Below are 25,017 nucleotides of genomic sequence, written 5' to 3' on the forward strand. Positions count from 1 at the left end.
GAATACCGCCAGCCCGAGGCTCGGCGGGGATCGCACACTGGAGTCATGAACGACACCACCGTGTACGCGTACGTCGACGGCCCCCTGGGCGAGATGCTGCTGGTCGGGCGGCTCGCCGAAGGGGGCCGTGCCGTGCTGCGCTCGCTGTCCCTGCCGGGGCAGAAGGGCGCCGTCGAGGTCGGGGACGGGTGGACCCTGGCACCCGCGGCCTTCGCCGAGGTCGCCGGGCAGCTCGGTGAGTACTTCGCCGGGCGGCGCGACCGGTTCGACCTGCCGCTCGACGGCGACGCCGGGACCGAATTCCAGCGGCGCGTCTGGCGGGCCCTGGAGGAGATCCCGTACGGCACGACCGTCTCGTACGGGGAGATCGCCCGGCGGGTCGGCTCCTCGGGCGCCGGTGTACGGGCCGTGGGGACCGCGATCGGGCGCAATCCGCTGCTCGTGGTGCGGCCCTGCCACCGGGTGATCGGCGCCGACGGGAGCCTTCGCGGCTACGCCGCCGGGCTCGACCGCAAGGAGCGGCTCCTCGGGCTCGAAGGGGCCCCCGTGTGACCGAGGGACTGTTTCCCCGCGAGCGCGCCACGATCGCGCCCGGCGCGGTGCACGTGCCCGCGTGGCTCCCGCTCGCGCGGCAGCGGGAGTTGGTGGACGTCTGCCGGGAGTGGGGGCGCGGTCCGGTGCCGTACCGGCAGACCGTGCTGCCCGGTGGCGGGGTCATGTCGGTGCGGTCGCTGTGTCTGGGCCGGCAGTGGGTGCCGTATCGCTATCTCGACTCCGTCGGGGTTCCGCTGCCCGAGTGGCTCGTCGGCCTGGGCCGGGAGGCGCTCGTCGAGGCGTACGGGGACGACGGCGGGTTCGCTCCCGACACCGCGCTGGTGAACTTCTACGCGCCGGGGGCGCGGATGGGGATGCACCAGGACCGCGAGGAGCGTTCGAGCGCGCCGGTGGTGTCGCTGAGCCTCGGGGACCGGTGCGTGTTCCGCTTCGGCAACGAGGAGAGCCGGGGGCGGCCGTACCAGGACGTCGAGCTGGCCTCCGGCGATCTGTTCGTCTTCGGCGGGGCTTCGCGCTGGGTCCATCACGGGGTGCCGAAGGTCTGGCCGGGGACGGCCGAACCCTCGCTCGGGCTTGCCGGGCGACTCAACATCACCTTGCGGGAGACCGGGCTCGCGGGCACCCCCTAGGCTGCGCGGCATGAGTGCTGAGCTGCGCCGGTCCCTCGGTGTCTTCGACGCGGTCGTGATCGGGCTCGGCGCCATGATCGGGGCCGGGATCTTCGTCGCGCTCGGGCCCGCCGCCGGGGCGGCCGGGTCCGGGGGCGGGCTGCTCCTCGCGCTGGGGATCGCCGCCGTCGTCGCGTACTGCAATGCCATGGCCTCGGCACGGCTCGCCGCCCGGTACCCCAGTTCGGGCGGCACCTATGTGTACGGTCGCGAATGCCTCGGATCGTTCTGGGGGTACCTCGCCGGCTGGGCGTTCGTGGTCGGCAAGACGGCCTCCTGCGCGGCGATGGCGCTGACCGTCGGCGCGTACGTGTGGCCGGGGCAGGCGCACGCGGTGGCGGTGGCCGCCGTGGTGGCCCTGACAGCCGTCAACTACCGGGGAGTTCAGAAGTCCGCGCTGCTCACCCGGGTGGTCGTGGCGCTCGTCCTCGCGGTGCTCGCCGCTGTCGTCGTGGCGTCCTTCGGGGGCGGCGACGCGTCACCGCTCGCGCCCGGCGGGGAGCTCACCGTCGGCGGGGTTCTCCAGGCCGCGGGTTTGCTCTTCTTCGCATTCGCGGGGTACGCGCGCATCGCCACGCTCGGCGAGGAGGTCCGCGACCCGGCCCGCACGATCCCCCGGGCCGTACCGATCGCGCTCGGCATCGCGCTCGTCGTCTACACGCTCGTCGCGGTGAGCGTGCTCACCGTCCTCGGCCCCGGGGCCCTCGCCGACTCCCCCGCCCCGCTGACGGACGCCGCCCGGGCCGCGGGCGCCTCCTGGCTGGTGCCGGTGGTCGCCGTGGGGGCGGCCGTCGCCGCGCTCGGCTCGCTGCTGTCACTGATCCTCGGGGTGTCCCGTACGACCCTGGCGATGGCCCGGGACGCCTATCTGCCGACCGCGCTCGCGGCCGTCCACCCCCGCTTCCAGGTGCCGCACCGGGCCGAGCTCGCGGTGGGCGCGGTGGTGGCCGTGGTCGCGGCGACGGCGGACGTGCGGGGCGCGATCGGCTTCTCGTCCTTCGGGGTACTCGTCTACTACGGCATCGCGAACGCCTCCGCCTGGACCCTGGGGCCCGCGCACCGGCCGCTCGCCGCGCTCGGGCTCGCCGGGTGCGCGGCGCTCGCCTTCGCGCTGCCGCTCGGCGCGGTCCTCGCGGGGTCCGGGGTGGTCGCCGCGGGCGTGGTGACGTGGGCGATCAGCCGAGGACGAGCCGTACCCCCGCCTTCCTGAGGCCGTCGGCCAGCTCCTGGAACGTCGCGGGACGGTGTCCGCGCCAGGGCTGGACCCCCAGGCAGACACGGGCCACGTCGGCCCGGTGCCAGACGAGCGTGATGCCCGCCCAGTCCTCTCCGAACACCCCGGCCCCGGCATCGGGCCCCGGCCCGCAGGCCGGGCCGTACACGGCCTCCCCCAGGGCGCACAGGAAGGAGACCTCGTCGACGACGTCCGTCCCGTCGAGGTCGTACGTGGCTCCCGGGACGATCTCCGGGGCGCCGTGCGGGCGGCGGGCGGCCTGCCTCAGCCACTCGCCGCGCGCCGCACCGGTGAACCGCCGCCAGGTGCCGGGCTCGGCCGGTCTGCCGCCGAAGAACAGGTCCCACACCTCGCGGGTCTGCGGCGGCACGAGCCGCGCGCGGGGGAAGGCCACGGTCAGGTCGACCAGGCCGCGGTGGTCGGCGGAGGTGTCCCAGCCGGTGACGCGGCCCGCCTCGCCCCCGTGGTGCAGATCACCGACCCAGGCCAGCACCCGGTAGTCGACCGCGTCGAACTCCTCCGCCCCCGCGGCGAGCGCGTCGCGAAGCGCCCCGCGCGGCGAGCAGCCGAGGAAGGTGACCTCGGTGTGGGTGACCTCCGTCGGCGGCTCGGGCGAGATCCGTATCAGGTTGGCGCAGCGGGCCGGGCGGGTGCCGTGGGGCCGGCGACGGGGGCCGCCCGTCGTCTCGACGGTCACGGCGTCCCCGCGCGCGCCGAGGACGCGGACCCCTTCGAGGCGCCACAGGCCGTCGGGAACCTCCACGTCCAGTACGCCGAGCGGCGCCGAGCCCTCCACGAGCGCCTCGGTGACGGCCCGGGCCAGCTCCCCGCGCGGCTCGCAGCCGCGGAGCTCGTAGCGCACGGGCGGCGCCGGCACGGGCTCCCCGTACGCCGTCGACGTCCTTGCAGAGGGCGACGGCGTACGAGCCGGAGAGGAGCGCGTATCGGGGGTTCTGCACTCAGCTGCCCGCGTATCCGTACGCCTGGTCCGTGGGGACGATCTCCTTGCCGAGGGGCAGCAGCGACACCGGGATCAGCTTGAAGTTCGCGATGCCGAGCGGGATGCCGATGATCGTGATGCAGAGGGCGATGCCGGTGGTGATGTGGCCGAGGGCGAGCCACCAGCCGGCGAGGATCAGCCACAGGACGTTGCCCACGCAGGAGGGCGCGCCCGCGTCGCGGCGGTCCACGACCGTGTGCCCGAAGGGCCACAGGGCGTAGATCCCGATGCGGAACGCGGCGAGTCCGAAGGGGATGCCGATGATCGTGATGCAGAGCAGGACGCCCGCCAGCATGTAGCCGAGGAACATCCAGAATCCGCAGAGCACCAGCCAAATGACGTTGAGGATCGTCTTCACGGGCGTCGACCTGCCATCTGTTCGAGGCGAGCGATCCGCTCGGCCATCGGCGGGTGGGTGGAGAACATCTTGGACACGCCCTTTCCGGGCCCGAACGGGTTCGCGATCATCATGTGGCTCGCGGTCTCGATCCGGGGCTCGGCGGGCAGGGGCAGCTGCTTGGTGCCCGCGTCCAGCTTCCGCAGGGCGCTGGCCAGGGCCAGCGGGTCGCCGGTGAGCTGGGCTCCGGAGGCGTCGGCCTCGTACTCGCGGGAGCGGGAGATGGCCAGCTGGATGATCGAGGCGGCCACCGGGCCGAGGATGAGGATCAGGAGGTAGCCGAGGATGCCCGGCCCGTCGTCGTCGTTGGAGCGGCCGACCGGGATCAGCCAGGCGAAGTTCACCAGGAACATGATCACGGAGGCGAGTGCTCCGGCGACCGAGGAGATGAGGATGTCCCGGTTGTAGACGTGGCTCAGCTCGTGGCCGATGACTCCGCGCAGCTCGCGCTCGTCGAGGATCGCGAGGATGCCCTCGGTGCAGCACACCGCGGCGTTCCGCGGGTTGCGGCCGGTCGCGAAGGCGTTGGGCGCCTGGGTCGGCGAGATGTAGAGCCGGGGCATGGGCTGACGCGCCTGTGTGGAGAGCTCCCGCACCATCTTGTAGAGCGCGGGAGCCTCGAACTCGCTGACCGGACGGGCGCGCATGGCACGCAGCGCCAGCTTGTCGCTGTTCCAGTACGCGTACGCGTTGGTGCCGAGCGCCACCAACAGCGCGACGATCAGCCCCGTACGTCCGAAGAAGCTGCCGATGACGATGATGAGGGCGGAGAGCCCTCCGAGAAGTACGGCGGTCCTCAGCCCGTTGTGCCGGCGGTGCACGGTACGCCCTCCAAGTGGTGCGGCAGGGGAACCCTTTGCTTCGTGGTCGTCCTCCCCCGGACTTCGTCCGGAAGGACCCCACCTCCAGTGGACCCTTCCGTACTGGTCAACGCCAGGCGGGGGGTTCGGGTTCCCCCGGCCGCACCGGGGGCGCCGGTGGCCGGGTGTGGGCCGTTCGGGTGATCAGGGGGGGAGGATCAGCCGGAGGCGGTCAGCGGGGCGCCGGGACGCCGAGCTTCTCCAGGGTCGTGGCGATCGGCTCGACCTCGCTGGTGCAGTGGGCGCAGCGGGAGGCGATGGCCGGGATCTCGGTGAAGCAGCGGGGGCAGTCGCGCTTCTCGGACTTCGGGTCGGCGGCCTCCTCCTTGGCGAACCTTTCCTGGACCTTCGCCAGCGGGGCGACGATGAGGAAGTAGAGGACCGCGGCGGTGATGACGAAGGCGATGGCGGCGGAGATGGCGAGGCCATAGGGGAAGACGGTCTTGCCGACGTGGAACTGCGCGTCGTCGAAGTTGCCGACGGATCCGGTCGCGAGACCGATGAGCGGGGTGATGAAGGCCTTGCTGAAGCCCGTGACGACGGCCGTGAACGCCGTTCCGACGGCCAGACCGATGGCCATCGAGATGACGTTCCCGCGAAGTATGAAGTCCTTGAATCCGTTCAGCACGGTGGTGCTCGCTCCCTGGCTCTCGTTTGTGGGGGGGTCAGAACAGGCTGTTCGCCGCGAAGCGGAGCGCGATCTGCGGGTAGCCCGACAGGACGACTCCGGCTGCGGCGGTCAGCACGATCGCCAGGGTGATCGGCGCGGGGACCGTGTGGGGCGCCCTCTGCACCGGCGCACCGTCCGGCGTGCGGAACAGCAGGGCCGTCCAGCGGAGGTAGTAGTACAGCCCGATCACGACGTTGACGCCCATGATCACGGCCAGCCAGCCGAGCCCCGCGTCGACGGCCGCCGAGAAGACGGTCACCTTGGCGAAGAGGCCGATGATACCCGGGGGCAAACCGGCCAGATTCAGGAGGAAGAAGGCGAGCGCGAGGGCGGCGGCGGGGCTCACCGCGTACAGCCCCCGGTAGTCCGCGATCCGGTTCTCGGGATGGCGGCGGGCCACCAGCGCGACGACCGCGAACGCGCCGAGGTTCACGACGGCGTACATCAGGGCGTACGCGACGGTGGCGCCGATCTGGTCGTCGCTGGAGTACGCGGCGGCCGCGATCGGCACGAGCAGGTAGCCGGCCTGGGCGACGGAGGACCAGGCGAGCAGCCGGACCGCGCTCCACGCGCGCGCGGACAGCTGCCGGAGGGCGGCGACGTTGCCGACGGTCATGGTGAGCGCGGCGAGGGCGGCGAGCGCCGGTCCCCACACATCGGCGTACGAGGGGAAGGCGACGACCGTCACCAGGATCAGCCCGGTGAAACCGACGGCCTTGCCGACGACCGACAGGTAGGCGGCGACGGGCAGGGGGGCGCCGACGTAGGTGTCGGGCACCCAGAAGTGGAAGGGGACGGCGGCCGTCTTGAAGGCGAAGCCGACGAGGGTGAGGGCCACGCCCGCCTCGGCGAGCGTCTGGAGCTGGCCGGGCACGTCGTCGAGGCGCTGGGCGAGCTCCGTGAGGTGGAGGGTGCCGGTCGCCGCGTACACGAAGCTGACGCCGAGCAGGGTGACGGCGGTCGCGGTCACGGAGGACAGGAAGAACTTGAGCGCGGCCTCGCCGGACATGCGGTCGCCGCGCTTGAGGCCGACGAGCGCGAAGGCGGGCAGCGAGGCCACCTCGAGGGCGACGACCAGGGTCGCCAGGTCGCGGGAGGCGGGCAGCAGGGCGGCCCCGGCGGCCGAGGACAGCAGCAGGAACCAGAACTCGCCGGCCGGGAGCTTCTCGCGGGTCTCGGTGATCGAGAGCAGCGCCGTCAGGAGCGCACCGCCGAGGACGAGCAGCTGGATGACGAGGGTGAACTGGTCGGCCGTGTAGCTGCACGCGCGGACCTGGGTGTCCGCGGTGAGGCAGAAGGTGGAGCGGTCGCCGGCCCGCAGCGGGACGAGGAGGGCGAGGGCGGCGACGAGGCCGGCGATCGCCGTCCAGCCGAGGAGCCGCTTGCGCTCCTCGGGGACGAACAGGTCGGCGACGAGCACGACGAGGGCGACCACGGCCGTGAGGGTGGGGGGCGCGATCGCGAGCCAGTCGACGGACTGGACGAGCGACTCGCCGGCGAGCGCCGTCACTGGGGTCATCGGATGCCTCCGGCGAGGAGTTTCTGGACGGCCGGGTCGGTGAGGCCGAGGAGGACCGCGGGCCAGAGTCCGGCGAGGACGGTGAGGGCGACGAGCGGGGTCCAGGCGGCGAACTCGTACCCCTGGACGTCGGCGATCGGCGTCTCCCCGGCGGGGCGGGGGCCGCCCATGCAGACGCGGCGGACGACGAGCAGGAGGTACGCGGCGGTGAGGAGGGTGCCGAAGGCGCCGATCGCCATGAAGGTGAGGAAGGCGGGGCGGCTGAGGCCCTCGGCGGGCTCGAAGGCCCCGAACAGGGCGAGCATCTCGCCCCAGAAGCCGGCCAGACCGGGCAGGCCGAGGGAGGCGACGGCGGCGAAGGCGAGGAGGGCGCCGAGGCGCGGGGCGCGGCCGTAGAGGGCGGCGCCGGTGGCTCCGGCGAGGGTGTCGAGGTCGGCGGTGCCGTACCGGTCCTTGACCGCGCCGACCAGGAAGAAGAGCAGGCCGGTGACGAGTCCGTGGGCGACGTTGGCGAAGAGTGCGCCGTTGACCCCGGTGGGGGTCATGGTGGCGATGCCGAGGAGCACGAAGCCCATGTGGCCGACGGAGGAGTACGCGATGAGGCGCTTGAGGTCGCCCTTGTTGCCGGGCCGCGCGAGGGCGAGGCAGGCGAGCGATCCGTAGATGATCCCGGCGACGGCGAAGGCGGCGAGGTAGGGGGCGAAGATCCGCATGCCGTCGGGGGCGATCGGCAGGACGATCCGGACGAACCCGTACGTACCCATCTTGAGCAGGACGCCGGCGAGGAGGACCGAGCCGACCGTCGGGGCGGCGGTGTGGGCGTCCGGGAGCCAACTGTGGAGCGGCCACATCGGGGTCTTCACCGCGAGCCCGATGCCGATCGCGAGAACGGCGATGACCTGCACGGATGTGGTCAGTCCACGGCCGTTGTCAGTGGCCAGTGCCACCATGTCGAATGTGCCCGCCTTCACACCGATGAGGAGCAGGCCGAGCAGCATCACGACGGAGCCGAGCAGCGTGTAGAGGATGAACTTCCAGGCCGCGGCCTGCTTGCCCTCGCCGCCCCAGCGGGCGATGAGGAAGTACATCGGGATGAGGACCATCTCGAAGGCCAGGAAGAACAGGACCAGGTCGAGGACGGCGAAGGTGGCGAGGGTGCCGGACTCCAGGACGAGGAGCAGCGCGACGAAGCCCTTGGGGGAAGGGCCGGAAGGCATTTTGAAGTAGGAGTACAGCGCGCAGAGGAAGCTCAGGAGCGCGGTCAGGACCAGAAGGGGGAGGGAAATGCCGTCGACACCGAGGTGGATCCGCACGTCGAGTGCGTGGATCCAGCTGATGTCCGTCGTGGCCTGCATCCTCGACGGCTGGTCGTGGTCGAAGCCGAGCGCGAGGACGATCGCGGCCAGCAGGATCACACCGGTGACGGTGACTCCGTGGCGGAGCACGGCCTGGTCCGGGGACTTCCCCTTCAGCCCCGGCGGGGCGGGGAGAAGGGCGGCGGCCGCGCCGAGGAGCGGTCCGGCGACGATCAACGCCAGAAGGAACTGCATCACGGATTCGCTGATATCGATCACGGCTCACGCTCCGGCGACGGCGTTGGCGAGGGCGACGGCGACGATCGCCAGGACGACGGAGCCGGCGAGCAGGGCGCTGAGGTAGGTCTGCACGTTGCCGGTCTGGGCGCGGCGGACGAACCAGCCGAGCCCCTTGGCGGAGGTGCCCGCGGCGCGGACGTAGGTGTCGACGACCTCGCGGTCCAGGAAGCGGACCAGGGAGGCGGCGGCGAGGACGGGGCGGACGAACGCCGTCCGGTAGGCGGCGTCCAGGTGGAAGCCGTCGGCGGCGGGACCGTGCAGCGGGCCGAGGAGGGCGCGGCCGGGGTCGGCCGGGTCCTCGGCGGGGTGCGGCAGGTGCAGTGCCTCGGCCTCGACGAGACCCGCTTCGGCGTCGGGGTGGGCGACGTGTGGGACGGGCGCGGAGACCGGGGTCCTGGCGGCGAGGGTGCGCCAGACGGCGTAGGTGACGGCGGCTCCCGCAGCGGCGAGGCCCGTGCCCAGGACGGCCGTGACGACGGTCGGGGTGAGGGCGTTCCCGTCGAACCAGTCGTCCAGGTACGTGACGGTCAGACCGAAGCCCAGGGAGGGGATGGCGAGCACCCAGAGGACGGACGTCATGGCGATCGGCTGGCGCCCGTGGTCCGGGGCCTCGGCGCCGCGGCCGCGGAAGGTCCGCAGCCAGAGGCGGAGCGCGTACGCGGCGGTGAGGAGGGCGGTCAGCAGCCCGGCGACGAGGACGGTCCAGCCGGCGCCGGCGGGGGCGACCGTGCGGTCCCCGAGCGCGGTGTGCTCGGCGGCCACCAGGACGGCCTCCTTGGAGAAGAAGCCGGCGAAGGGCGGGATCGCGGCGAGCGCGAGCAGGGCGACGGTCATCGTCCAGTACGCGTCCGGGATGCGCTTCGCGAGACCGCTCATGCGGGACATGGCGGTCAGCGAGTTCGTACCGGCGGCGTGGATGACGGTGCCGGCGGCGAGGAAGAGCAGGGCCTTGAAGGCGGCGTGCGAGAGGAGGTGGAAGACGGCGGACCCGCGGTCGCCGACGGCCAGGGCGCCGGCCATGTAGCCGAGCTGACCGATCGTCGAGTAGGCGAGGACCCGCTTGATGTCGTCCTGGGCGAGCGCGGCGAGCGCCGAGCCGACCATCGTGATCGCGGCCATCACGGCGAGCACCGTCATCGCGGCGGCGGACGCGGCGAAGACGGGCAGCAGCCGGGCCGTGAAGTAGATACCGGCGGCGACCATCGTCGCCGCGTGGATGAGCGCGGAGACGGGGGTGGGGCCGGCCATGGCGTCCGGGAGCCAGGTGTGCAGCGGGAACTGGGCCGACTTGCCCGCCACACCGGCGAGCAGCAGCAGCGCGATCAGGGTGGGGTGGTCGAGACCGCCACTCGCGACGGCGCCGAGGACACCGGTGATCCGGAAGGTGCCCGCGTCGGCGGCGAGCGCGAAGAGACCGATGAGGAAGGGGACGTCACCGAGCTTGGTGACGAGGAAGGCCTTCAGGGAGGCGGCCCGCGCCTCGGGAGTCTCCCAGTAGTGGCCGACGAGGAAGTACGAGCAGATGCCCATGATCTCCCAGCCGACCAGGAGCACCATCAGGTCGCCGGAGTAGACGACGAGCAGCATCGCGGAGGTGAAGAGGGAGACGAGCGCGGCGTACGAGGGGTAGCGCGGGTCCTCGCGGAGGTAGCCGGTCGAGTAGATCTGCACGCAGGTGGCGACGACGCCGACGAGGACGGCGACGAGGGCGGCGAAGCCGTCGACGTACAGGGCCAGGTCGATGGGGACCGAGCCGGTGGGGGTGAGCTGGGTGGCGGCGTCGATCGCCTTCCCGCCGCCCTGCCGTACGGCGACGAGGACGGCCAGGACCGCGGCCGCGAGGGTGGGCAGCACGGCCAGCGGACGGACGTAGCCGGGGGCGGTGCGGCCGAGCAGGAGTCCGGCGACGGAGCCGAGGAACGGGAGGAGGGGGACGAGGACGGCGAGGGTCGTGGTGGTCACGCGGTGGCCTCGGCCTTCTCGCCGGTGGGCGGTTCGTCGGTGGTCGCGCCGTCCTCGGGCGCGGTGCCCCAGGGCTGCGGCGGCTCCGCCGTGTCACGGAGCCGGTCGATGTCCGAGGTGCCCTTGTTGCGGTGGACCATCAGGACGATCGCGAGACCGATGCCGATCTCCGCGGCGGCGATGGCGATGGTGAAGAGGGTGAGGGCCTGGCCGGCGTGGAGGGTGTCGCGGAGCCAGACGTCGAAGGCGACCAGGTTGAGGTTGACGGCGTTGAGCATCAGCTCGACGGACATCAGGACCAGGATCGCGTTGCGGCGGGCGAGGACGCCGTACACGCCGATGGCGAAGAGGAGGGCGGCGAGGACGGCCGGGTAGGCGAGGTGCATCAGCGCTGCTCCTCCTTCTTCCTGCGGGAGAGCACGATGGCGCCGACCAGGGCGGCCAGGAGGAGGACGGACAGCGCCTCGAACGGCAGCACCCAGTGCCGGAAGAGGATCTCGCCGGACACCTCGGTGGACCCCTGTACGGCTCCGTCGAGGTCGATCCAGGTCGTACGGAACGCGTCGACGACCACCCAGACGAGCGCGACCGCGGCGGCGAGCGCGACGGCCGCGGCGACCGGTTTGTTGCGGGAGTCGGCGTCCGGGGAGTGGCCGATGGGGGCCTTGGTGAGCATGAGCCCGAAGAGAAGGAGGACGACGACGGAACCGACGTAGATCAGGACCTGGACCCAGGCGATGAACTCTGCCGTCAGGAGCAGGTACTCGACCGCGAGGCCCCCGAGCGCCACAACCAGCCAGAGCGCGGCGTGGACGAGCTGGCGGGTGGTGACGGTGACGAGAGCGGCGCCGAGGGTGACGAGGCCGACGAGGAGGAAGGCGATCTCGACGCCGGTGGGCGAGAGGAAGCCGGGTGAGGCTGCGGCGAGATTCACTGCTGGTCCCCCTCGGCCTGGGCCGCCGCGGCGGCGGCGGCCTTCTCGGCTGCCTTGCGGGCGGCCGCGATCTCCTTCGGCTCCTCCGCGCACGGGTCGAGCGCGGGCGGTTCGGGAACCGTCCACATCCACTCGCGGAGCTTGTCGCGCTCGTGGGTCAGCTCGTGGATGTCGGTCTCCGCGTACTCGAACTCGGGCGACCAGAACAGCGCGTCGAACGGGCACACCTCGATGCAGATACCGCAGTACATGCAGAGGGAGAAGTCGATGGCGAAGCGGTCGAGGACGTTCCGGCTGCGCTCGCGGCCACCGGGGGCGGCCGCCGGCACCGTCTCCTTGTGGGAGTCGATGTAGATGCACCAGTCGGGGCACTCACGGGCGCAGAGCATGCAGACCGTGCAGTTCTCCTCGAACAGCCCGATGACCCCGCGGGTGCGGGGCGGCAGCTCGGGCTGGACGTCCGGGTACTGCGCGGTGACGGTCTTCTTCGTCATCGTGCGGAGAGTGACGGCGAGGCCCTTGGCGAGGCCTGAGCCGGGGATCGGAGGCATTACTGAATCGCCACCTTCACGATGCCGGTGAGCGCGATCTGCGCGAGGGCGAGCGGGACGAGCGTCGTCCAGGCCAGCTTCTGGAGCTGGTCCTCACGCAGGCGCGGGTAGCTGACCCGCAGCCAGATCACGATGAACGCGAGGACGGCGGTCTTGAGCAGGGTCCACACCCAGCCGAGACCGTCGCCGCCGAAGGGGCCGTGCCAGCCGCCGAGGAACAGGACGGTGGTGAGGCCGCACAGGACGACGATGCCGGCGTACTCGGCGAGCAGGAACAACGCGAAACGGAGGCCGGTGTACTCGGTGTACGCGCCGAAGATGATCTCCGAGTCGGCGACGGGCATGTCGAACGGCGGCCGCTGGAGTTCGGCGAGGCCCGCCACGAAGAAGACGAGCGCGCCGACGATCTGCCAGGGCAGCCACCACCACTCGAAGGCGTTGAGGATGCCGGGGAGGGAGACGGTGCCGGCGGCCATCGCGACGGAGGCGGCGGCGAGCAGCATGGGGAGCTCGTACGCCAGGAGCTGGGCGGCGGTACGGAGCCCGCCGAGCAGCGAGAACTTGTTCGCGGACGCCCAGCCGGCCATCAGACTGCCGAGGACGCCGACGCCCATCACGGCCAGCACGAAGAAGATGCCGGCGTCGACGACCTGCCCGACGGCGCCCTCGCTCGGACCGATCGGGATCGCGACGAGAACGAGGAGATACGGGAGGAGGGCGACGGCCGGCGCGAGCTGGAAGACCCGCCGGTCGGCGTCCTTGGGGACGACGTCCTCCTTCTGCGCGAACTTCACCCCGTCGGCGACGAGCTGCGCCCAGCCGTGGAAACCACCGGCGTACATGGGGCCGAGGCGGCCCTGCATATGGGCCATGACCTTGTGCTCGGTCTGGCCGACGACGAGCGGCAGGACGAGGAAGACGGCGAAGACGACGAGCAGCCGGAGGGCGACGTCGAGTACGTCGTTCACGCGGGATCGCCTCCGGCGGGGGTGGTGGGGCCAGTGGGGCTGGCGGGGTCAGTGGGGCTGGCGGGACTGGCGGGGCCTGTGGGGCCGTCGGCAGGGCCGTCGGGGTCCGCAGGGCCGGTGGGGTCGCTCTTGGGCGGGCCGCCGGACTCGGGCGCCAGCTCGCGCCGGGGCTCCGGCTGCGGCAGGGTCTCGGGCTCCGCCGGGGTCTCCGGCGCGGGCGCGGGCTCGGGCTTGGGCGCGGGCCCGGCCTTGGGCTCGGCCTCAGCCTCAGGCGCGGCCTCGGCTTCAGGCTCGGCCTTGGGCGCGGCCTCGGCTTCAGGCGCCGCCTTGGGCGCCGCCGCCGGGGTGTCCGGCGCGGGCGCTTCCGCCGCGTCCGCCGCCTCCGGCTCCGCCGGGGTGGTCGGTTCCTCGTCGAAGGCAGGGCGGGCGTGGTGCCAGGGGGCGTCCGAGCTGCGGGTACGCGAAGGCGCGGCCTCCGCACGCGACGCGGGGCCGTCCGCCGGGGCCGACTGGCTCGCCGAACCATCGGCGGCCGAGCGGGTCCGGCGCGGCGGGCGCGCCGCCGGAGGCTGGGCCTCCGTCTCGCCGGCCGACGACTCCGGACTCGCGGCCACCTGGCTCGCCGAGCCCTCCGACGCCGAGCGCGAACGACGCGGCGTGGTGCCTGCGGCAGGCGGGGTGTCGGTTGGCGCGGGCCCCGCAGGTGCCTGGCTCGCCGAGCCCTCCGACGCCGAGCGCGTCCGGCGCGGCGGGCGGGTGGTGTCCGTCGGGGGGGTCGTCCCGGGTTCCGGCTGGGTCGCCGAGCCCTCCGTCACCGAGCGGGCCCGGCGGACCGGGCGGTCGCCTGCCGCCGCTCGGGCCGGGCGCGCCGGGGCAGGCGGCAGCTGGCCCTTCAGGGGGCCCCATTCGTTGGGGTCCGGGACGCCCGGCGGAAGCATCTGGCGGCGCTTCGGGCCGCCCTCGTGCGACTCGCCCGGTTCCTTCGCGCCCGGCCACGCCTTCGCGACCCGGGCCGCGAGGACGAAGTCCTTGCGCAGCGGGTGGCCCTCGAAGTTCTCCGGGAGGAGCAGCGGCACCAGGTGCGGGTGGCCCGTGAAGTCCACGCCGAACATCTCGTGGGTCTCGCGTTCGTGCCAGCCCGCGCCCGCGTACACACCGAGCGCCGTGGGCAGGACGGGGGCGGCGTGCGGGACCGTCGTGCGGAGCAGGAGGCGGCGCGGACGCCCCTCCCCCACCGCCGCCACGTGCGCGCAGACCCGGAAGCCCGTGCCCGGCTCGTCGACCGCGCTCAGCCAGTCGAAGTAGGTGCACCCGAGCGTGTCCCGGGCCGTCTCCAGGGCCGTGATCCAGGACTCCGGCGGGACGTCGACCGTCAGCAGGTCGTACGCCTGCTCCGCCGTCGCCTCCTCGCCGAAGATCTCCGTCACGGAGCCGGGGAGGGAGTCGTACGCCGTCATGCCTGGGCTCCCGGTCGCTCCGCCGACGGTCGTTCCACCAGCGGGCTCGTCAGCTGCGCGACCGACGCGCCGCCGGTGGTCGCGTACCGCTCGGCCAGGCTCTCCCGCGCGATCTTCTCCTGGAGCTTGAGGATGCCCTGGAGCAGCGCCTCGGGGCGCGGCGGGCAGCCCGGCACGTACACGTCGACCGGGATGATCTGGTCGACGCCCTTGGTGACCGAGTACGAGTCCCAGTAGGGGCCGCCGCAGTTGGAGCAGGCGCCGAAGGAGATGACGTACTTCGGTTCCGGCATCTGCTCGTACAGCCGCTTCACCGCCGGCGCCATCTTGTCCGTCACCGTGCCCGAGACGATCATCAGGTCGGCCTGGCGCGGGCCGGGCGCGAACGGGATCACGCCGAGCCGGATGAAGTCGTGCCGGGCCATCGACGCGGCGATGAACTCGATCGCGCAGCACGCGAGACCGAAGTTGAAGACCCACAGGCTGTAGCGGCGGCCCCAGTTCAGGACCACCTTCATCGGCTCGGGGGCCAGGCGGGCGAGCGGCCCCAGCTTCGGAGCGGGCAGGGGTGTGGGCAGGGGTGTTACGTCCATGCCAGGACGCCCTTCTTGTACGCGTAGAGCAGCCCCACGGCCAGGAAGCCGAGGAAGACGAACATCTCGACCAGGGTCGTGGCGCCGTAGCCGGGCGCGGCGAAGACCGTCGCCCAGGGGAAGAGGAAGATCGAGTCGACGGCGAAGATGACGTAGAGGAAGGCGTACACGTAGTAGCGGACCTGGGTGTGCGCCCAGCCCTCCCCCACGGGGTCGACACCGCACTCGTACGTGAGGAGCTTCTCGGGCGTCGGCACGACAGGCCTCAGCAGTCGGCCCGCGCCGAACGCAACGGCGACGAAGAGCACTCCGACGACGGCGAGCAGGCCGACGACGGAGTACGTCTGGAAGTAGTCCGCCGCGCCCACCGCGTCGGCCGCGACAACGGTCGGTTCGCGCACGTCCGTCCGCCCCTCGGTCTCGGTGTCTCATGAGTCACTTCTGTACGCACGCGAGTCTAGGCCCTGCTAAAGAGACCGTAAGCAGTCGCGTGAACACCGTCCTCGCGCGCTCCTCGTACGAGCCCGGTGCGGCCCTCGTACGAGCCTGGTGCGGGCCTCGTTCCGGGCCCGGTGCAGGCCTCGGCCCGGGCCTGGTGCGGGCCTCGTTCCGGGCCCGGTGCGGGCCTCGTTCCGGGCCCGGCGCGGGCCCGGTGCCGTCCTCATCCGGGCCCTGGGCCGGTCCTCGTACGACCCGGTGCCAGTCCCCTTGCGAGCCTGGTGGGGATATCCCCCCTGCCGCTCACCCACCTCCCCCATGGCGTCGCGCCGTCCTCGACCGGCAGGCTGGAGACCATGACCGCCGATCTTGATCCCGCCGAGTCCTCCGGGGCCGCCGCCACCTCGTCCCCGCGCACGCGGCCGCCCAAGCGCACCGCCTACGGGAAGGAGACCTGGAAGGAGATCGCCTTCCTCCTCTCCAATCTCTTCACCGCGCTGGTCGGCTTCGTCTACGCGGTCGTGAGCGTGCTCCTCGGCGTCGGCCTGTCCGTCACCGTCATCGGGCTCCCGCTGCTCGCCCTCGGCCTGCGCGGCGCGCGCCTCATCGGCCGGTCGGAGCGGGCTCGCGCCCGGGGGCTGCTCGGGGTCGAGGTCGCCGAACCGTCCCCGCTGCCGCCGCGCGGCGGCTTCTTCGGCTGGCTGTGGAGCACGTTGAAGGACCCGGTGGCCTGGCGGACGCAGCTGTACGGGCTGATCCGGCTGCCCTGGGGGATCGTGACGTTCACGATCGCGCTCGTCTCGCTCATCGTTCTCTGGCCCGTACTGCCCTTCCTGTCCCGGGGCATGGCCAACGCCGACCGGGGCATGGTCCGTGGCCTCCTCTCCCCCTCCGACGAGCTGGAGCGGCGGATCGCCGAGCTGGAGTCGGACCGGGGTGTCGTCGTCGACACCGCGGCGGCGGACCTGCGGCGCATCGAGCGGGACCTGCACGACGGGGCGCAGGCCCGGCTCGTCGCGCTCGCGATGGGGCTCGGCCTCGCGAAGGAGAAGCTCCTCGACGACCCCGAGACGGCCGCCGCGATGGTCGACGAGGCGCACGGCGAGGTGAAGCTCGCGCTCCAGGAACTGCGGGACCTCGCCCGGGGCATCCACCCGGCCGTGCTCACCGACCGCGGGCTGAGCGCCGCGCTGTCCTCGGTGTCGGCGCGCTGCACGGTGCCGGTGAAGGTGACGGTGGATCTGTCGGAGCGGCCGGCGGAGGCGATCGAGGGCATCGCGTACTTCACGGTGTCGGAGCTGCTCCAGAACGTCTCGAAGCACGCGCGGGCGCGGTCGGCGTCCGTGGAGGTGTGGCGGGCGAAGGACCGGCTGCTGCTCCAGGTACGGGACGACGGGGCGGGCGGTGCCCGCTTCGACGGCGGCACGGGCCTCGCGGGCCTCGCGGAACGGCTCGGAGCGGTGGACGGCCTGCTCGTCCTGGACTCACCGGAGGGCGGCCCGACGACGGTGACGGCGGAACTGCCGTGGCGGTCGCGCCCGGGGGGCGTGACGGCGCGGGCCGCCGCCGGCGCGGGCGCGTAGGTGGGGGACTCGAACACCGGTAGCCGAGTGCGCGGGCCGACGGGGGAGCGAACGACGCTCGTTCCCCCGTCGGCCCGCTGCGCCGTTGTGCCGCCGTGCCGTTGCGCCGCTGCGCCTCCGTGCCGCTGAGCCGCCGTGCCCGGCACCAGCCCCCAGAGCACCGCCGGCGCGCCGCCCCGCGCGCCCGCCGTCCCCCCAGGCAGGGAAAACCCCCGCTAGGTAGGGAAAACCCCCGCCCCCAGACGCCCACCCGCCTCATGGTCCGGCGGGGCCCGACGCGGAACCCTGGGATACGTACCGCCCGCCCCTCCCTGAGCAGAGAAGGACCCCCGCGATGGCCTCCCACCTCCCCGCCGCGATCCGCGCGCCGTTCGAGGGCCGCACGTGGCGTGCGCTGCTCTACGTGCTGATCGGGCTGCCGCTGAGCGTCTGCTGGTTCGCGCTCTCCATCGCCTTCGTCTCGGCCGGCGCCGGGCTGCTCATCACCTTCCTCGGCGTGCCGATCCTCGCCGGGGCCCTCGCCATGTGCCGGGGCTTCGGCGCCGTCGAGCGGGCCCGGGCGCGTGCCCTGCTCGATGCCGACGTGCGCGCGCCGGAGCCGGTACGGGGTCGGACCGGCGGAGCCTTCTCCTGGATGGGTGCCATGTTGAAGAGCGGGGCGTCCTGGCGGCACCTGCTGTACGCGGTCGTGCACATGCCGTGGGCGGTCTTCTCGTTCTCGGTGACCGTGGCCTTCTGGACCTGGGGCTGGGGCCTCTTCACGTATCCGCTGTGGAAGTGGGTCTTCCCCGCGTACGTCGGGCAGGACGGCATTCAGCTGTACGGCGACGGAACCCACAACTTCTACCTCGACTCCCCCTTCGAGGTCGCCGTCACCAGCCTCGTCGGGCTGCTCTTCGTGATGGCCGGGCCCTGGCTCCTGCGCGGGTTCGTCGCCGTCGACCGGTTCCTCGTCTCCGGGCTCCTCGGGCCCTCCCGGCTCGCCTCGCGGGTCACCGAGCTGGAGTCGGACCGGGGCGTGGTCGTCGACACCGCCGCGGCGGACCTGCGGCGCATCGAACGCGATCTGCACGACGGGGCGCAGGCCCGGCTCGCCGCGCTCGCCTTGGATCTCGGGCTCGCGAAGGAGAAGCTCGCGGAGGATCCGCAGGCGGCGGCGGTGCTCGTCGACGAGGCGCACGGCGAGGTGAAGCTCGCGCTCCAGGAGCTGCGGGATCTGGCGCGGGGCATCCACCCCGCGGTCCTCACCGACCGGGGTCTGGACGCGGCGCTGTCGGCGGTGGCCTCGCGGTGCGCGGTTCCGGTGTCGGTGGACGTCGACCTGCCGGCGCGGCCGGTCGCGGCCATCGAGGGCATCGCGTACTTCACCGTCTCGGAGCTGCTGCGGAACGTCACGGCGCATGCGCGGGCGCGGCGGGCCTGGGTGGAGGTGTGGCGTACGGGCGACCGGCTGATGCTTCAGGTGCGGGACGACGGGGTGGGCGGGGCGCATGTCGTGACCGGGCGGAGTCTGTCCTCGCTCTCCGACCGGGTGGGGGCGGTGGACGGGGTGCTCGCGGTGGACTCGCCGGAGGGCGGGCCCACGACGGTGACGGTGGAGCTGCCCTGGCGGGCGTGACGCTGCGCTGGGCGCGCCGGAGGTGGCAATCCTCCTCATGTGACAGTCCTCCGCATGTGACAGTCCTTCGCATGTGACAGTCCTCCTCCCGCGAATGAGCACGACGCGAGGCGACCCTGCGATGCTGGCCGAGTCGTAGGAAGTACTCGGGCAAGAAGGCATGGGGGCTGTTGGGCGTGGCTGTGGATCAAGAGGGCGGGCGCGTGCGGGTGGTCATCGCCGAGGATTCCGTGTTGCTGCGGGAGGGGCTGACCCGGCTGCTCACCGATCTCGGGCATGACGTGGTCGCCGGCGTGGGGGACGGTGACGCGCTCGTCGAGACCGTGGCCGGGCTCGCCGCGCAGGGTGCGTTGCCCGACGTCGTCGTCGCCGACGTGCGGATGCCGCCGACGCACACGGACGAGGGGGTCCGCGCGGCCGTGCGGCTGCGCAAGGAGCATCCGGGACTCGGCGTGCTCGTGCTGTCGCAGTACGTGGAGGAGCAGTACGCCACCGAACTTCTGGCCGGCTCCAGTCGCGGTGTCGGCTATCTGCTGAAGGACCGGGTCGCCGAGGTCCGGGAGTTCGTGGACGCCGTGGTGCGGGTCGCCGGCGGCGGTACGGCGCTCGACCCGGAGGTCGTGCAGCAGCTGCTGGGCCGGAGCCGTCAGCAGGACGTACTGGCGAATCTGACGCCGCGCGAGCGGGAGGTCCTCGGTCTGATGGCGGAGGGGCGGACGAACTCGGCGATCGCGAAGGCGCTGGTCGTGAGCGACGGCGCGGTGGAGAAGCACATCAGCAACATCTTCCTGAAGCTGGGGCTCTCGCCGAGTGACGGCGATCATCGACGGGTACTGGCGGTGTTGACGTATCTGAAATCCTGATCATCTGACACCCTGTCAGATGACGTGGGGCCGCCGGCCGGAGTCGCGACCCGGCGGGCGGCCGATGGCGGCCCCCAGGGGCCCTAGGTCCAATGAATGAGGCGGAATCCGGCTTTCCGGAACACTCCGGGTGGCGACAGAACGTGACAATTCAGGGCAAGAGGGCATCTCAAAAAGAGGTCCATGATGTGAGAAGTCCCGGGAAGGCCCTCCTTACCGTCGTAGGGTGGGCTTCGGGACGGACGGTGATCGGCCGACCGCATCCCGAGCCTTCTCCCGCCTCCGGCGGAGAGTCCCCTTGCCGCGAGGGAGGTCCAGTTCAGTGACCAGCCAGGTCAGTAGCGAGGCCGGTGAGGCCCTGCTCGGGGAGCAGCGCAGCGCCCCGGCGAAGCCGCACCACGGCACCGAGAAGGAAGTGCGCCGTCTCGATCGGGTGATCATCCGCTTCGCGGGTGACTCCGGTGACGGTATGCAGCTGACAGGTGACCGCTTCACCTCGGAGACGGCGTCCTTCGGGAACGACCTCTCCACGCTGCCGAACTTCCCGGCCGAGATCCGGGCACCCGCCGGAACCCTGCCGGGCGTCTCGTCCTTCCAGCTGCACTTCGCCGACCACGACATCCTGACCCCGGGCGACGCCCCGAACGTGCTGGTCGCGATGAACCCCGCCGCCCTCAGGGCCAACATCGGGGACGTGCCGCGCGGTGGCGAGATCATCGTGAACACCGACGAATTCGCCAAGCGCGCCATGGCCAAGGTCGGCTACGCGACCTCGCCCCTTGAAGACGGTTCGCTGGACGGCTACCGGGTCCACCCGGTGCCGCTGACCACGCTGACCGTCGAGGCGCTCAAGGAGTTCGGCCTGTCCCGGAAGGAGGCCGAGCGCTCCAAGAACATGTTCGCGCTCGGGCTGCTCTCCTGGATGTACCACCGGCCGACCGAGGGCACCGAGACCTTCCTGCGGCAGAAGTTCGCGAAGAAGCCGCAGATCGCCGAGGCCAACGTCGCCGCCTTCCGGGCCGGATGGAACTTCGGCGAGACCACCGAGGACTTCGCCGTCTCGTACAAGGTCGCCCCCGCGACCCGGGCCTTCCCCACCGGCACCTACCGGAACATCTCGGGGAACCTGGCCCTCTCGTACGGCCTGGTCGCCGCCTCACGCCAGGCGGACCTGCCGCTGTACCTGGGCTCGTACCCCATCACCCCGGCCTCGGACATCCTCCACGAGCTCAGCAAGCACAAGAACTTCGGTGTCCGCACCTTCCAGGCCGAGGACGAGATCGCCGGCATCGGCGCCGCCCTGGGGGCCGCCTTCGGCGGCGCGCTCGGCGTGACGACCACGTCCGGCCCCGGTGTGGCGCTCAAGTCGGAGACGATCGGTCTCGCGGTCTCCCTGGAGCTTCCGCTGCTGATCGTCGACATCCAGCGCGGCGGCCCGTCCACCGGTCTGCCCACCAAGACCGAGCAGGCCGACCTCCTCCAGGCGATGTACGGGCGCAACGGCGAGGCGCCGGTCCCGATCGTCGCCCCGAAGACGCCCGCCGACTGCTTCGACGCGGCGATCGAGGCGGCCCGGATCGCCCTCATGTACCGCACGCCGGTCTTCCTGCTCTCCGACGGCTACCTCGCCAACGGCTCCGAGCCCTGGCGCATCCCGGAGGTCGACGAACTCCCCGACCTGCGGACACAGTTCGCCACCGGCCCGAACCACGAGCTGGCCGACGGCACCGAGGTCTTCTGGCCGTACAAGCGCGACCCGGAGACCCTCGCCCGCCCCTGGGCCGTGCCCGGCACCCCCGGTCTCGAGCACCGCATCGGCGGCATCGAGAAGCAGGACGGCACCGGAAACATCTCGTACGACCCCGCCAACCACGAGTTCATGGTCCGCACCCGGCAGGCCAAGGTCGACGGCATCGACGTCCCCGACATCGAGGTGGACGACCCGGACGGCGCGCGGACCCTGGTCCTCGGCTGGGGCTCCACCTACGGGCCGATCACGGCGGCCGTCCGCCGCATCCGCCGGGAGGACGGCCACATCGCCCAGGCCCATCTGCGGCACCTCAACCCCTTCCCGAAGAACCTCGGCGAGGTCCTGAAGCGGTACGAGAAGGTCGTCGTGCCCGAGATGAACCTCGGCCAGCTCGCCACCCTCGTCCGGGCGAAGTACCTCGTCGACGCCCGCAGCCACACCCAGGTCAACGGCATGCCGTTCAAGGCCGAGCAGCTCGCCGCCGCTCTCAAGGAGGCCATCGATGAGTGAGCCCCTCCTCCACCTGGTCCCCAGGGCCGAGGCGCAGCAGTCCATGAAGGACTTCAAGTCCGACCAGGAGGTGCGGTGGTGCCCCGGCTGCGGTGATTACGCCGTCCTGGCCGCCGTCCAGGGCTTCATGCCCGAGCTGGGCCTGGCGAAGGAGAACATCGTCTTCGTCTCCGGCATCGGCTGCTCCTCCCGCTTCCCGTACTACATGAACACCTACGGGATGCACTCGATCCACGGCCGCGCCCCGGCCATCGCCACCGGCCTCGCCACCTCCCGCCGCGACCTGTCCGTCTGGGTCGTCACGGGCGACGGCGACGCGCTCTCCATCGGCGGCAACCACCTCATCCACGCCCTCCGGCGCAACGTCAACCTGAAGATCCTGCTCTTCAACAACCGGATCTACGGGCTGACCAAGGGCCAGTACAGCCCCACCTCCGAGGTCGGCAAGATCACCAAGTCGACGCCGATGGGCTCCCTGGACTCGCCCTTCAACCCGGTGTCGCTCGCCCTCGGCGCGGAGGCCTCCTTCGTGGCCCGTACGGTCGACTCCGACCGCAAGCACCTCACCGAGGTCCTGCGGCAGGCCGCCGACCACAACGGCACGGCGCTCGTCGAGATCTACCAGAACTGCAACATCTTCAACGACGGCGCCTTCGAGGTCCTCAAGGACAAGGACCAGGCCAAGGAGGCGGTCATCCGCCTCGAACACGGGCAGCCGATCCGCTTCGGCGCCGAGAACGAGAAGGGCGTCGTCCGCGACCCGGCCACCGGCGACCTCCAGGTCGTCACGGTCACCCCGGAGAACGAGTCGCGGATCCTGATCCACGACGCCCACGCGACCACCCCCACCACGGCCTTCGCGCTCTCCCGCCTGGCGGACCCGGACACCCTCCACCAGACCCCCATCGGGGTGTTCCGGTCGGTCGAACGACCGGTGTACGACACCCTGATGGCGGACCAGCTGGAGACGGCCCTGGAACGGCACGGCAAGGGCGACCTGAGCCAGCTGCTGGCCGGGAACGACACATGGACGGTCGTCGGGTAGCACGCCTGCGTGAATACGTGGAAGAGGCCCGAGCCGCACCCCGGCCCGGGCCTTCCTCACGCTCCCTTGATCGCCGCCTTCTCGAACTCACCGAGGAAGCGGGGCACTCCGCCCTTCACCTGCCAGAGGTAGAGCCCGACGAGCTGAGCGGAGCTGCTCTCCTTGCCCTGGGCCGAGTACGTCTTGCCGAACCCCTTGAAGGTGCTCGACACAAGGCTGTTCGCGACGCCGGACGCCTCCGACTCGGCGTGGTTCCCGACCGTCGTACGCAGCGCCTGGATCATCCAGCTGACGGCCTCGTACGCCTCGGTGGCGTACCGCTCCACGGGAGTCGTCCGGGCCACCTTCCAGCGCTTGCGGTACGCGGCGGTGAACGCGGCCGCCGCCGGGTAGGCGTCGGGGTCGACGTAACTCGTGCCGAAGTACCAGCCCTCGGCCGCCGGCCCAGCCAGGGCCAAGAACTCCGGCTGGAGGGCGTACTCGACGCTCCCCCGATAGCCCTCGTACCCCTGCTCCCGCAGGGCCTTGGCGCACAGGGCCGCCCGCCGCGCCGAGTCGCCCAGATACACGACGCCCTGCGGGTCGGTCGCGAGGGCGGCCCGTACGGCGGGCCCGAAGTCCTCGCTGTCGGCCTCCACGGGGTGCGAGGTCGCCACCCCGCCCCGGTCCTGCGCGGGCGGAGTGCCCTTGATGCTCCTGACGGCGAACCAGCTGTACCGTCCGGCGGCGCGGTCCTCCACCAGGGCGGTCCGCAGGACACCGCGCTCGGACAGGTAGCGGACGTAGGGCACGATCATCACGTCGGCGCCGGGCCTCGACTCGAAGTACGTCCGCTTGATCGTCTGGCCCTTCATCGAGCCGTCGTTGGGGGCCGTGGCGAGGACGCTCACCAACGGAACCGACCGTTCGACGAGTTCGCCCGTCGTGGCGAGGACGGTCGGGGTCGTCGTCGGCCCGAGGACGCCGACCAGCTTCTCGTTCTCGAGCAGGGTCCGGGTGGCGGTCCTGGCCCGCTGGGGAGAGCCGCCGTCGTCCAGGACAGTCAGCGCGAGGTCGAAGGGGCGGTTCCCGAGGGCGTTGAACATCTCCACGGCCACCTGGGCCCCTCGCTCCAGGGCCCGCCCGTCCGCCTTGGAGGGGCCGCTGAGGTCGGTGACGACCCCCAGCGTGTACGTGGAGAGCGGACCGCCCGTGCCCGTGCCGGTCCCCGTACCCGTACCCGCCGGCGTACGGCTCAGGAGCCAGGCGGTCAGGCCGCCCGCGCCCGCGACGGCCACCGCCGATCCCCCCACCAGGAACGTACGCCGTGACGTCCCGCGCGGGGGCTCGGAGTCGACCAGCATCGTCGGCTCGGGGACCGGCAGGTCCAGGACCCGCGAGGAGCGCTCGGCGATCAGCGCGGGCAGGCCCGCCGGCAGCCAGTCCCCCGCCGGCCCGTCTGCCTCCCCCAGCGCGGCCCGCACCTCAAGGGCCGTGGGCCGGCCGGCCGGATCCTTCGCCAGACAGGCCCTGACCAGCGGAAGAACCGTGCCCGGTACGCCGTCGAGGTCGGGCTCCTCGTGGACCGTCCGGTAGACGACCGCCGCCACCCCACCCGTACCGAAGGGCCGCTCCCCCGTCAGGGCGTACGCCAGGACGCAGCCGAGCGAGAAGACGTCGCTGGCCGGGCCGACCTCACCCGCCCCGGCGGCCCTGGCCTGCTCGGGGGCGAGGAAGCCGGGGGTGCCGATCATCGCGTCGGTGGCCGTCAGGGCGGTGGCCCCGGCGGACCGGGCGATGCCGAAGTCGATGAGCCGCGGGCCGTCGAGGGCGAGGAGGACGTTCCCCGGTTTGACGTCCCGGTGGACGAGCCCGGCCGCGTGCATGTCGGCGAGCGCGGACGCCAGCCGGGCGCCCAGGGCCCGTACGGTCGACTCGGGCAGGGCGCCGTGCAGGGCGACGGCCTCGGCGAGCGAGGGCCCCGGCACGAACTCGGTCGCCAGCCACGGCTCGCGGGCCTCCGGGTCCGCGCCGAGGACGCGCACCACCCAGCGGCCGGTGATCCGCTCGGCGGCCGCCGCCTCGCGCCGGAACCGCTCCCGGAAACCGGGGTCGGCGGCGTGCTCGGCCCGGATGAGCTTGAGCGCGGCGAGCGCCCCGCCGCCGGAGCGGGCGAGGTAGACCACGCCCATCCCTCCGGCGCCGAGGCGGCCGAGCAGCCGGTATCCGGCGATGGCCGACGGGTCGGCCTTGCCCAGTGGTCGCATG

At 72.4% G+C, this 25,017-nt stretch carries 23 protein-coding genes; 8 read left to right on the top strand and 15 right to left on the bottom strand.

Annotated features, from left to right (window positions below):
- Positions 1 to 45: 45 nt before the first annotated feature.
- Genes N5875_RS16175 through N5875_RS16185 form a run of 3 tightly spaced genes read left to right on the top strand, consistent with a single transcriptional unit; the run spans position 46 to position 2,433 of the window.
- Positions 46 to 552 (top strand): methylated-DNA--[protein]-cysteine S-methyltransferase, encoded by a 507-nt coding sequence (locus N5875_RS16175; RefSeq protein WP_318208654.1) that lies wholly within the window; start codon positions 46 to 48, stop codon positions 550 to 552.
- A complete protein-coding gene (locus tag N5875_RS16180) occupies positions 549 to 1,184 on the top strand; it encodes an alpha-ketoglutarate-dependent dioxygenase AlkB (protein ID WP_318208653.1) in 636 nt (211 codons plus the stop codon). The genes N5875_RS16175 and N5875_RS16180 overlap by 4 nt, the downstream gene beginning before the upstream one ends.
- A 10-nt stretch (positions 1,185 to 1,194) precedes the next feature.
- The gene (locus N5875_RS16185; RefSeq protein ID WP_318208652.1) at positions 1,195 to 2,433 is read left to right on the top strand and encodes an APC family permease; all 1,239 of its coding nucleotides are present in this window, start codon (positions 1,195 to 1,197) and stop codon (positions 2,431 to 2,433) included.
- Here the strand turns inward: N5875_RS16185 and N5875_RS16190 are convergent.
- The 14 genes from N5875_RS16190 to N5875_RS16255 form a co-directional block, all read right to left on the bottom strand.
- On the bottom strand, positions 2,399 to 3,334 hold the full coding sequence (locus N5875_RS16190; RefSeq protein WP_338494444.1) for a hypothetical protein: 936 nt from the start codon (positions 3,332 to 3,334) through the stop codon (positions 2,399 to 2,401). The genes N5875_RS16185 and N5875_RS16190 overlap by 35 nt on opposite strands.
- A gap of 82 nt (positions 3,335 to 3,416) precedes the next feature.
- Positions 3,417 to 3,815: a YccF domain-containing protein gene (locus N5875_RS16195; protein WP_318208650.1), complete on the bottom strand. Its 399-nt coding sequence runs from the start codon at positions 3,813 to 3,815 to the stop codon at positions 3,417 to 3,419.
- A complete protein-coding gene (gene htpX / locus N5875_RS16200) occupies positions 3,812 to 4,675 on the bottom strand; it encodes a zinc metalloprotease HtpX (protein ID WP_318208649.1) in 864 nt (287 codons plus the stop codon). Before htpX ends, N5875_RS16195 begins: the two co-directional genes overlap by 4 nt.
- A gap of 211 nt (positions 4,676 to 4,886) precedes the next feature.
- Positions 4,887 to 5,342 carry a large conductance mechanosensitive channel protein MscL gene (gene mscL / locus N5875_RS16205; RefSeq protein ID WP_318208648.1) on the bottom strand — a complete coding sequence of 152 codons (456 nt, stop codon included), beginning with the start codon at positions 5,340 to 5,342 and terminating at the stop codon, positions 4,887 to 4,889.
- A 37-nt stretch (positions 5,343 to 5,379) separates the two neighbouring features.
- Positions 5,380 to 6,903 (bottom strand): NADH-quinone oxidoreductase subunit N, encoded by a 1,524-nt coding sequence (locus tag N5875_RS16210; RefSeq protein WP_338494446.1) that lies wholly within the window; start codon positions 6,901 to 6,903, stop codon positions 5,380 to 5,382.
- Positions 6,900 to 8,453 carry an NADH-quinone oxidoreductase subunit M gene (locus N5875_RS16215; protein WP_318209216.1) on the bottom strand — a complete coding sequence of 518 codons (1,554 nt, stop codon included), beginning with the start codon at positions 8,451 to 8,453 and terminating at the stop codon, positions 6,900 to 6,902. The genes N5875_RS16210 and N5875_RS16215 overlap by 4 nt, the downstream gene beginning before the upstream one ends.
- A gap of 27 nt (positions 8,454 to 8,480) precedes the next feature.
- Positions 8,481 to 10,460, bottom strand: coding sequence for an NADH-quinone oxidoreductase subunit L (locus N5875_RS16220; protein WP_338494447.1), 1,980 nt, complete (start codon positions 10,458 to 10,460; stop codon positions 8,481 to 8,483).
- Complete coding sequence (gene nuoK, locus N5875_RS16225; RefSeq protein WP_318208645.1) at positions 10,457 to 10,846, bottom strand: NADH-quinone oxidoreductase subunit NuoK; 390 nt, start codon at positions 10,844 to 10,846, stop codon at positions 10,457 to 10,459. Before nuoK ends, N5875_RS16220 begins: the two co-directional genes overlap by 4 nt.
- Positions 10,846 to 11,394: an NADH-quinone oxidoreductase subunit J gene (locus N5875_RS16230; protein ID WP_318208644.1), complete on the bottom strand. Its 549-nt coding sequence runs from the start codon at positions 11,392 to 11,394 to the stop codon at positions 10,846 to 10,848. Before N5875_RS16230 ends, nuoK begins: the two co-directional genes overlap by 1 nt.
- Positions 11,391 to 11,945, bottom strand: coding sequence for an NADH-quinone oxidoreductase subunit I (locus N5875_RS16235; protein ID WP_318208643.1), 555 nt, complete (start codon positions 11,943 to 11,945; stop codon positions 11,391 to 11,393). The genes N5875_RS16230 and N5875_RS16235 overlap by 4 nt, the downstream gene beginning before the upstream one ends.
- Complete coding sequence (locus N5875_RS16240) at positions 11,945 to 12,913, bottom strand: complex I subunit 1 family protein (RefSeq protein ID WP_318208642.1); 969 nt, start codon at positions 12,911 to 12,913, stop codon at positions 11,945 to 11,947. The genes N5875_RS16235 and N5875_RS16240 overlap by 1 nt, the downstream gene beginning before the upstream one ends.
- Positions 12,910 to 14,370, bottom strand: a complete 1,461-nt coding sequence (locus N5875_RS16245) for an NADH-quinone oxidoreductase subunit C (protein ID WP_338494450.1) — start codon at positions 14,368 to 14,370, stop codon at positions 12,910 to 12,912. The genes N5875_RS16240 and N5875_RS16245 overlap by 4 nt, the downstream gene beginning before the upstream one ends.
- Positions 14,367 to 14,963 carry an NADH-quinone oxidoreductase subunit B family protein gene (locus N5875_RS16250; protein ID WP_318208640.1) on the bottom strand — a complete coding sequence of 199 codons (597 nt, stop codon included), beginning with the start codon at positions 14,961 to 14,963 and terminating at the stop codon, positions 14,367 to 14,369. Before N5875_RS16250 ends, N5875_RS16245 begins: the two co-directional genes overlap by 4 nt.
- Positions 14,954 to 15,364 (bottom strand): NADH-quinone oxidoreductase subunit A, encoded by a 411-nt coding sequence (locus N5875_RS16255; protein WP_318208639.1) that lies wholly within the window; start codon positions 15,362 to 15,364, stop codon positions 14,954 to 14,956. Before N5875_RS16255 ends, N5875_RS16250 begins: the two co-directional genes overlap by 10 nt.
- Positions 15,365 to 15,757: 393 nt before the next feature.
- On the opposite strand from N5875_RS16255, the gene N5875_RS16260 reads away from it, so the two are divergent.
- The 5 genes from N5875_RS16260 (at position 15,758) to N5875_RS16280 (ending at position 22,770) form a co-directional block, all read left to right on the top strand.
- Positions 15,758 to 16,984 (top strand): sensor domain-containing protein, encoded by a 1,227-nt coding sequence (locus N5875_RS16260; RefSeq protein WP_338494452.1) that lies wholly within the window; start codon positions 15,758 to 15,760, stop codon positions 16,982 to 16,984.
- A gap of 334 nt (positions 16,985 to 17,318) precedes the next feature.
- Positions 17,319 to 18,602: a sensor domain-containing protein gene (locus tag N5875_RS16265; protein WP_338494454.1), complete on the top strand. Its 1,284-nt coding sequence runs from the start codon at positions 17,319 to 17,321 to the stop codon at positions 18,600 to 18,602.
- Positions 18,603 to 18,805: 203 nt separating this feature from the next.
- Complete coding sequence (locus N5875_RS16270) at positions 18,806 to 19,465, top strand: response regulator transcription factor (protein ID WP_318209215.1); 660 nt, start codon at positions 18,806 to 18,808, stop codon at positions 19,463 to 19,465.
- A 322-nt stretch (positions 19,466 to 19,787) separates the two neighbouring features.
- On the top strand, positions 19,788 to 21,725 hold the full coding sequence (locus tag N5875_RS16275; RefSeq protein ID WP_318208636.1) for a 2-oxoacid:acceptor oxidoreductase subunit alpha: 1,938 nt from the start codon (positions 19,788 to 19,790) through the stop codon (positions 21,723 to 21,725).
- Positions 21,718 to 22,770, top strand: a complete 1,053-nt coding sequence (locus N5875_RS16280; protein ID WP_318208635.1) for a 2-oxoacid:ferredoxin oxidoreductase subunit beta — start codon at positions 21,718 to 21,720, stop codon at positions 22,768 to 22,770. The genes N5875_RS16275 and N5875_RS16280 overlap by 8 nt, the downstream gene beginning before the upstream one ends.
- 56 nt (positions 22,771 to 22,826) lie before the next feature.
- Here N5875_RS16280 and N5875_RS16285 read toward each other — a convergent pair whose 3' ends face one another.
- Positions 22,827 to 25,016, bottom strand: coding sequence for a bifunctional serine/threonine-protein kinase/ABC transporter substrate-binding protein (locus N5875_RS16285; protein ID WP_318208634.1), 2,190 nt, complete (start codon positions 25,014 to 25,016; stop codon positions 22,827 to 22,829).
- Position 25,017 lies beyond the last annotated feature (1 nt).

It is taken from the genome of Streptomyces sp. SJL17-4 (genome assembly GCF_036826855.1).
GTDB lineage: Bacteria > Actinomycetota > Actinomycetes > Streptomycetales > Streptomycetaceae > Streptomyces.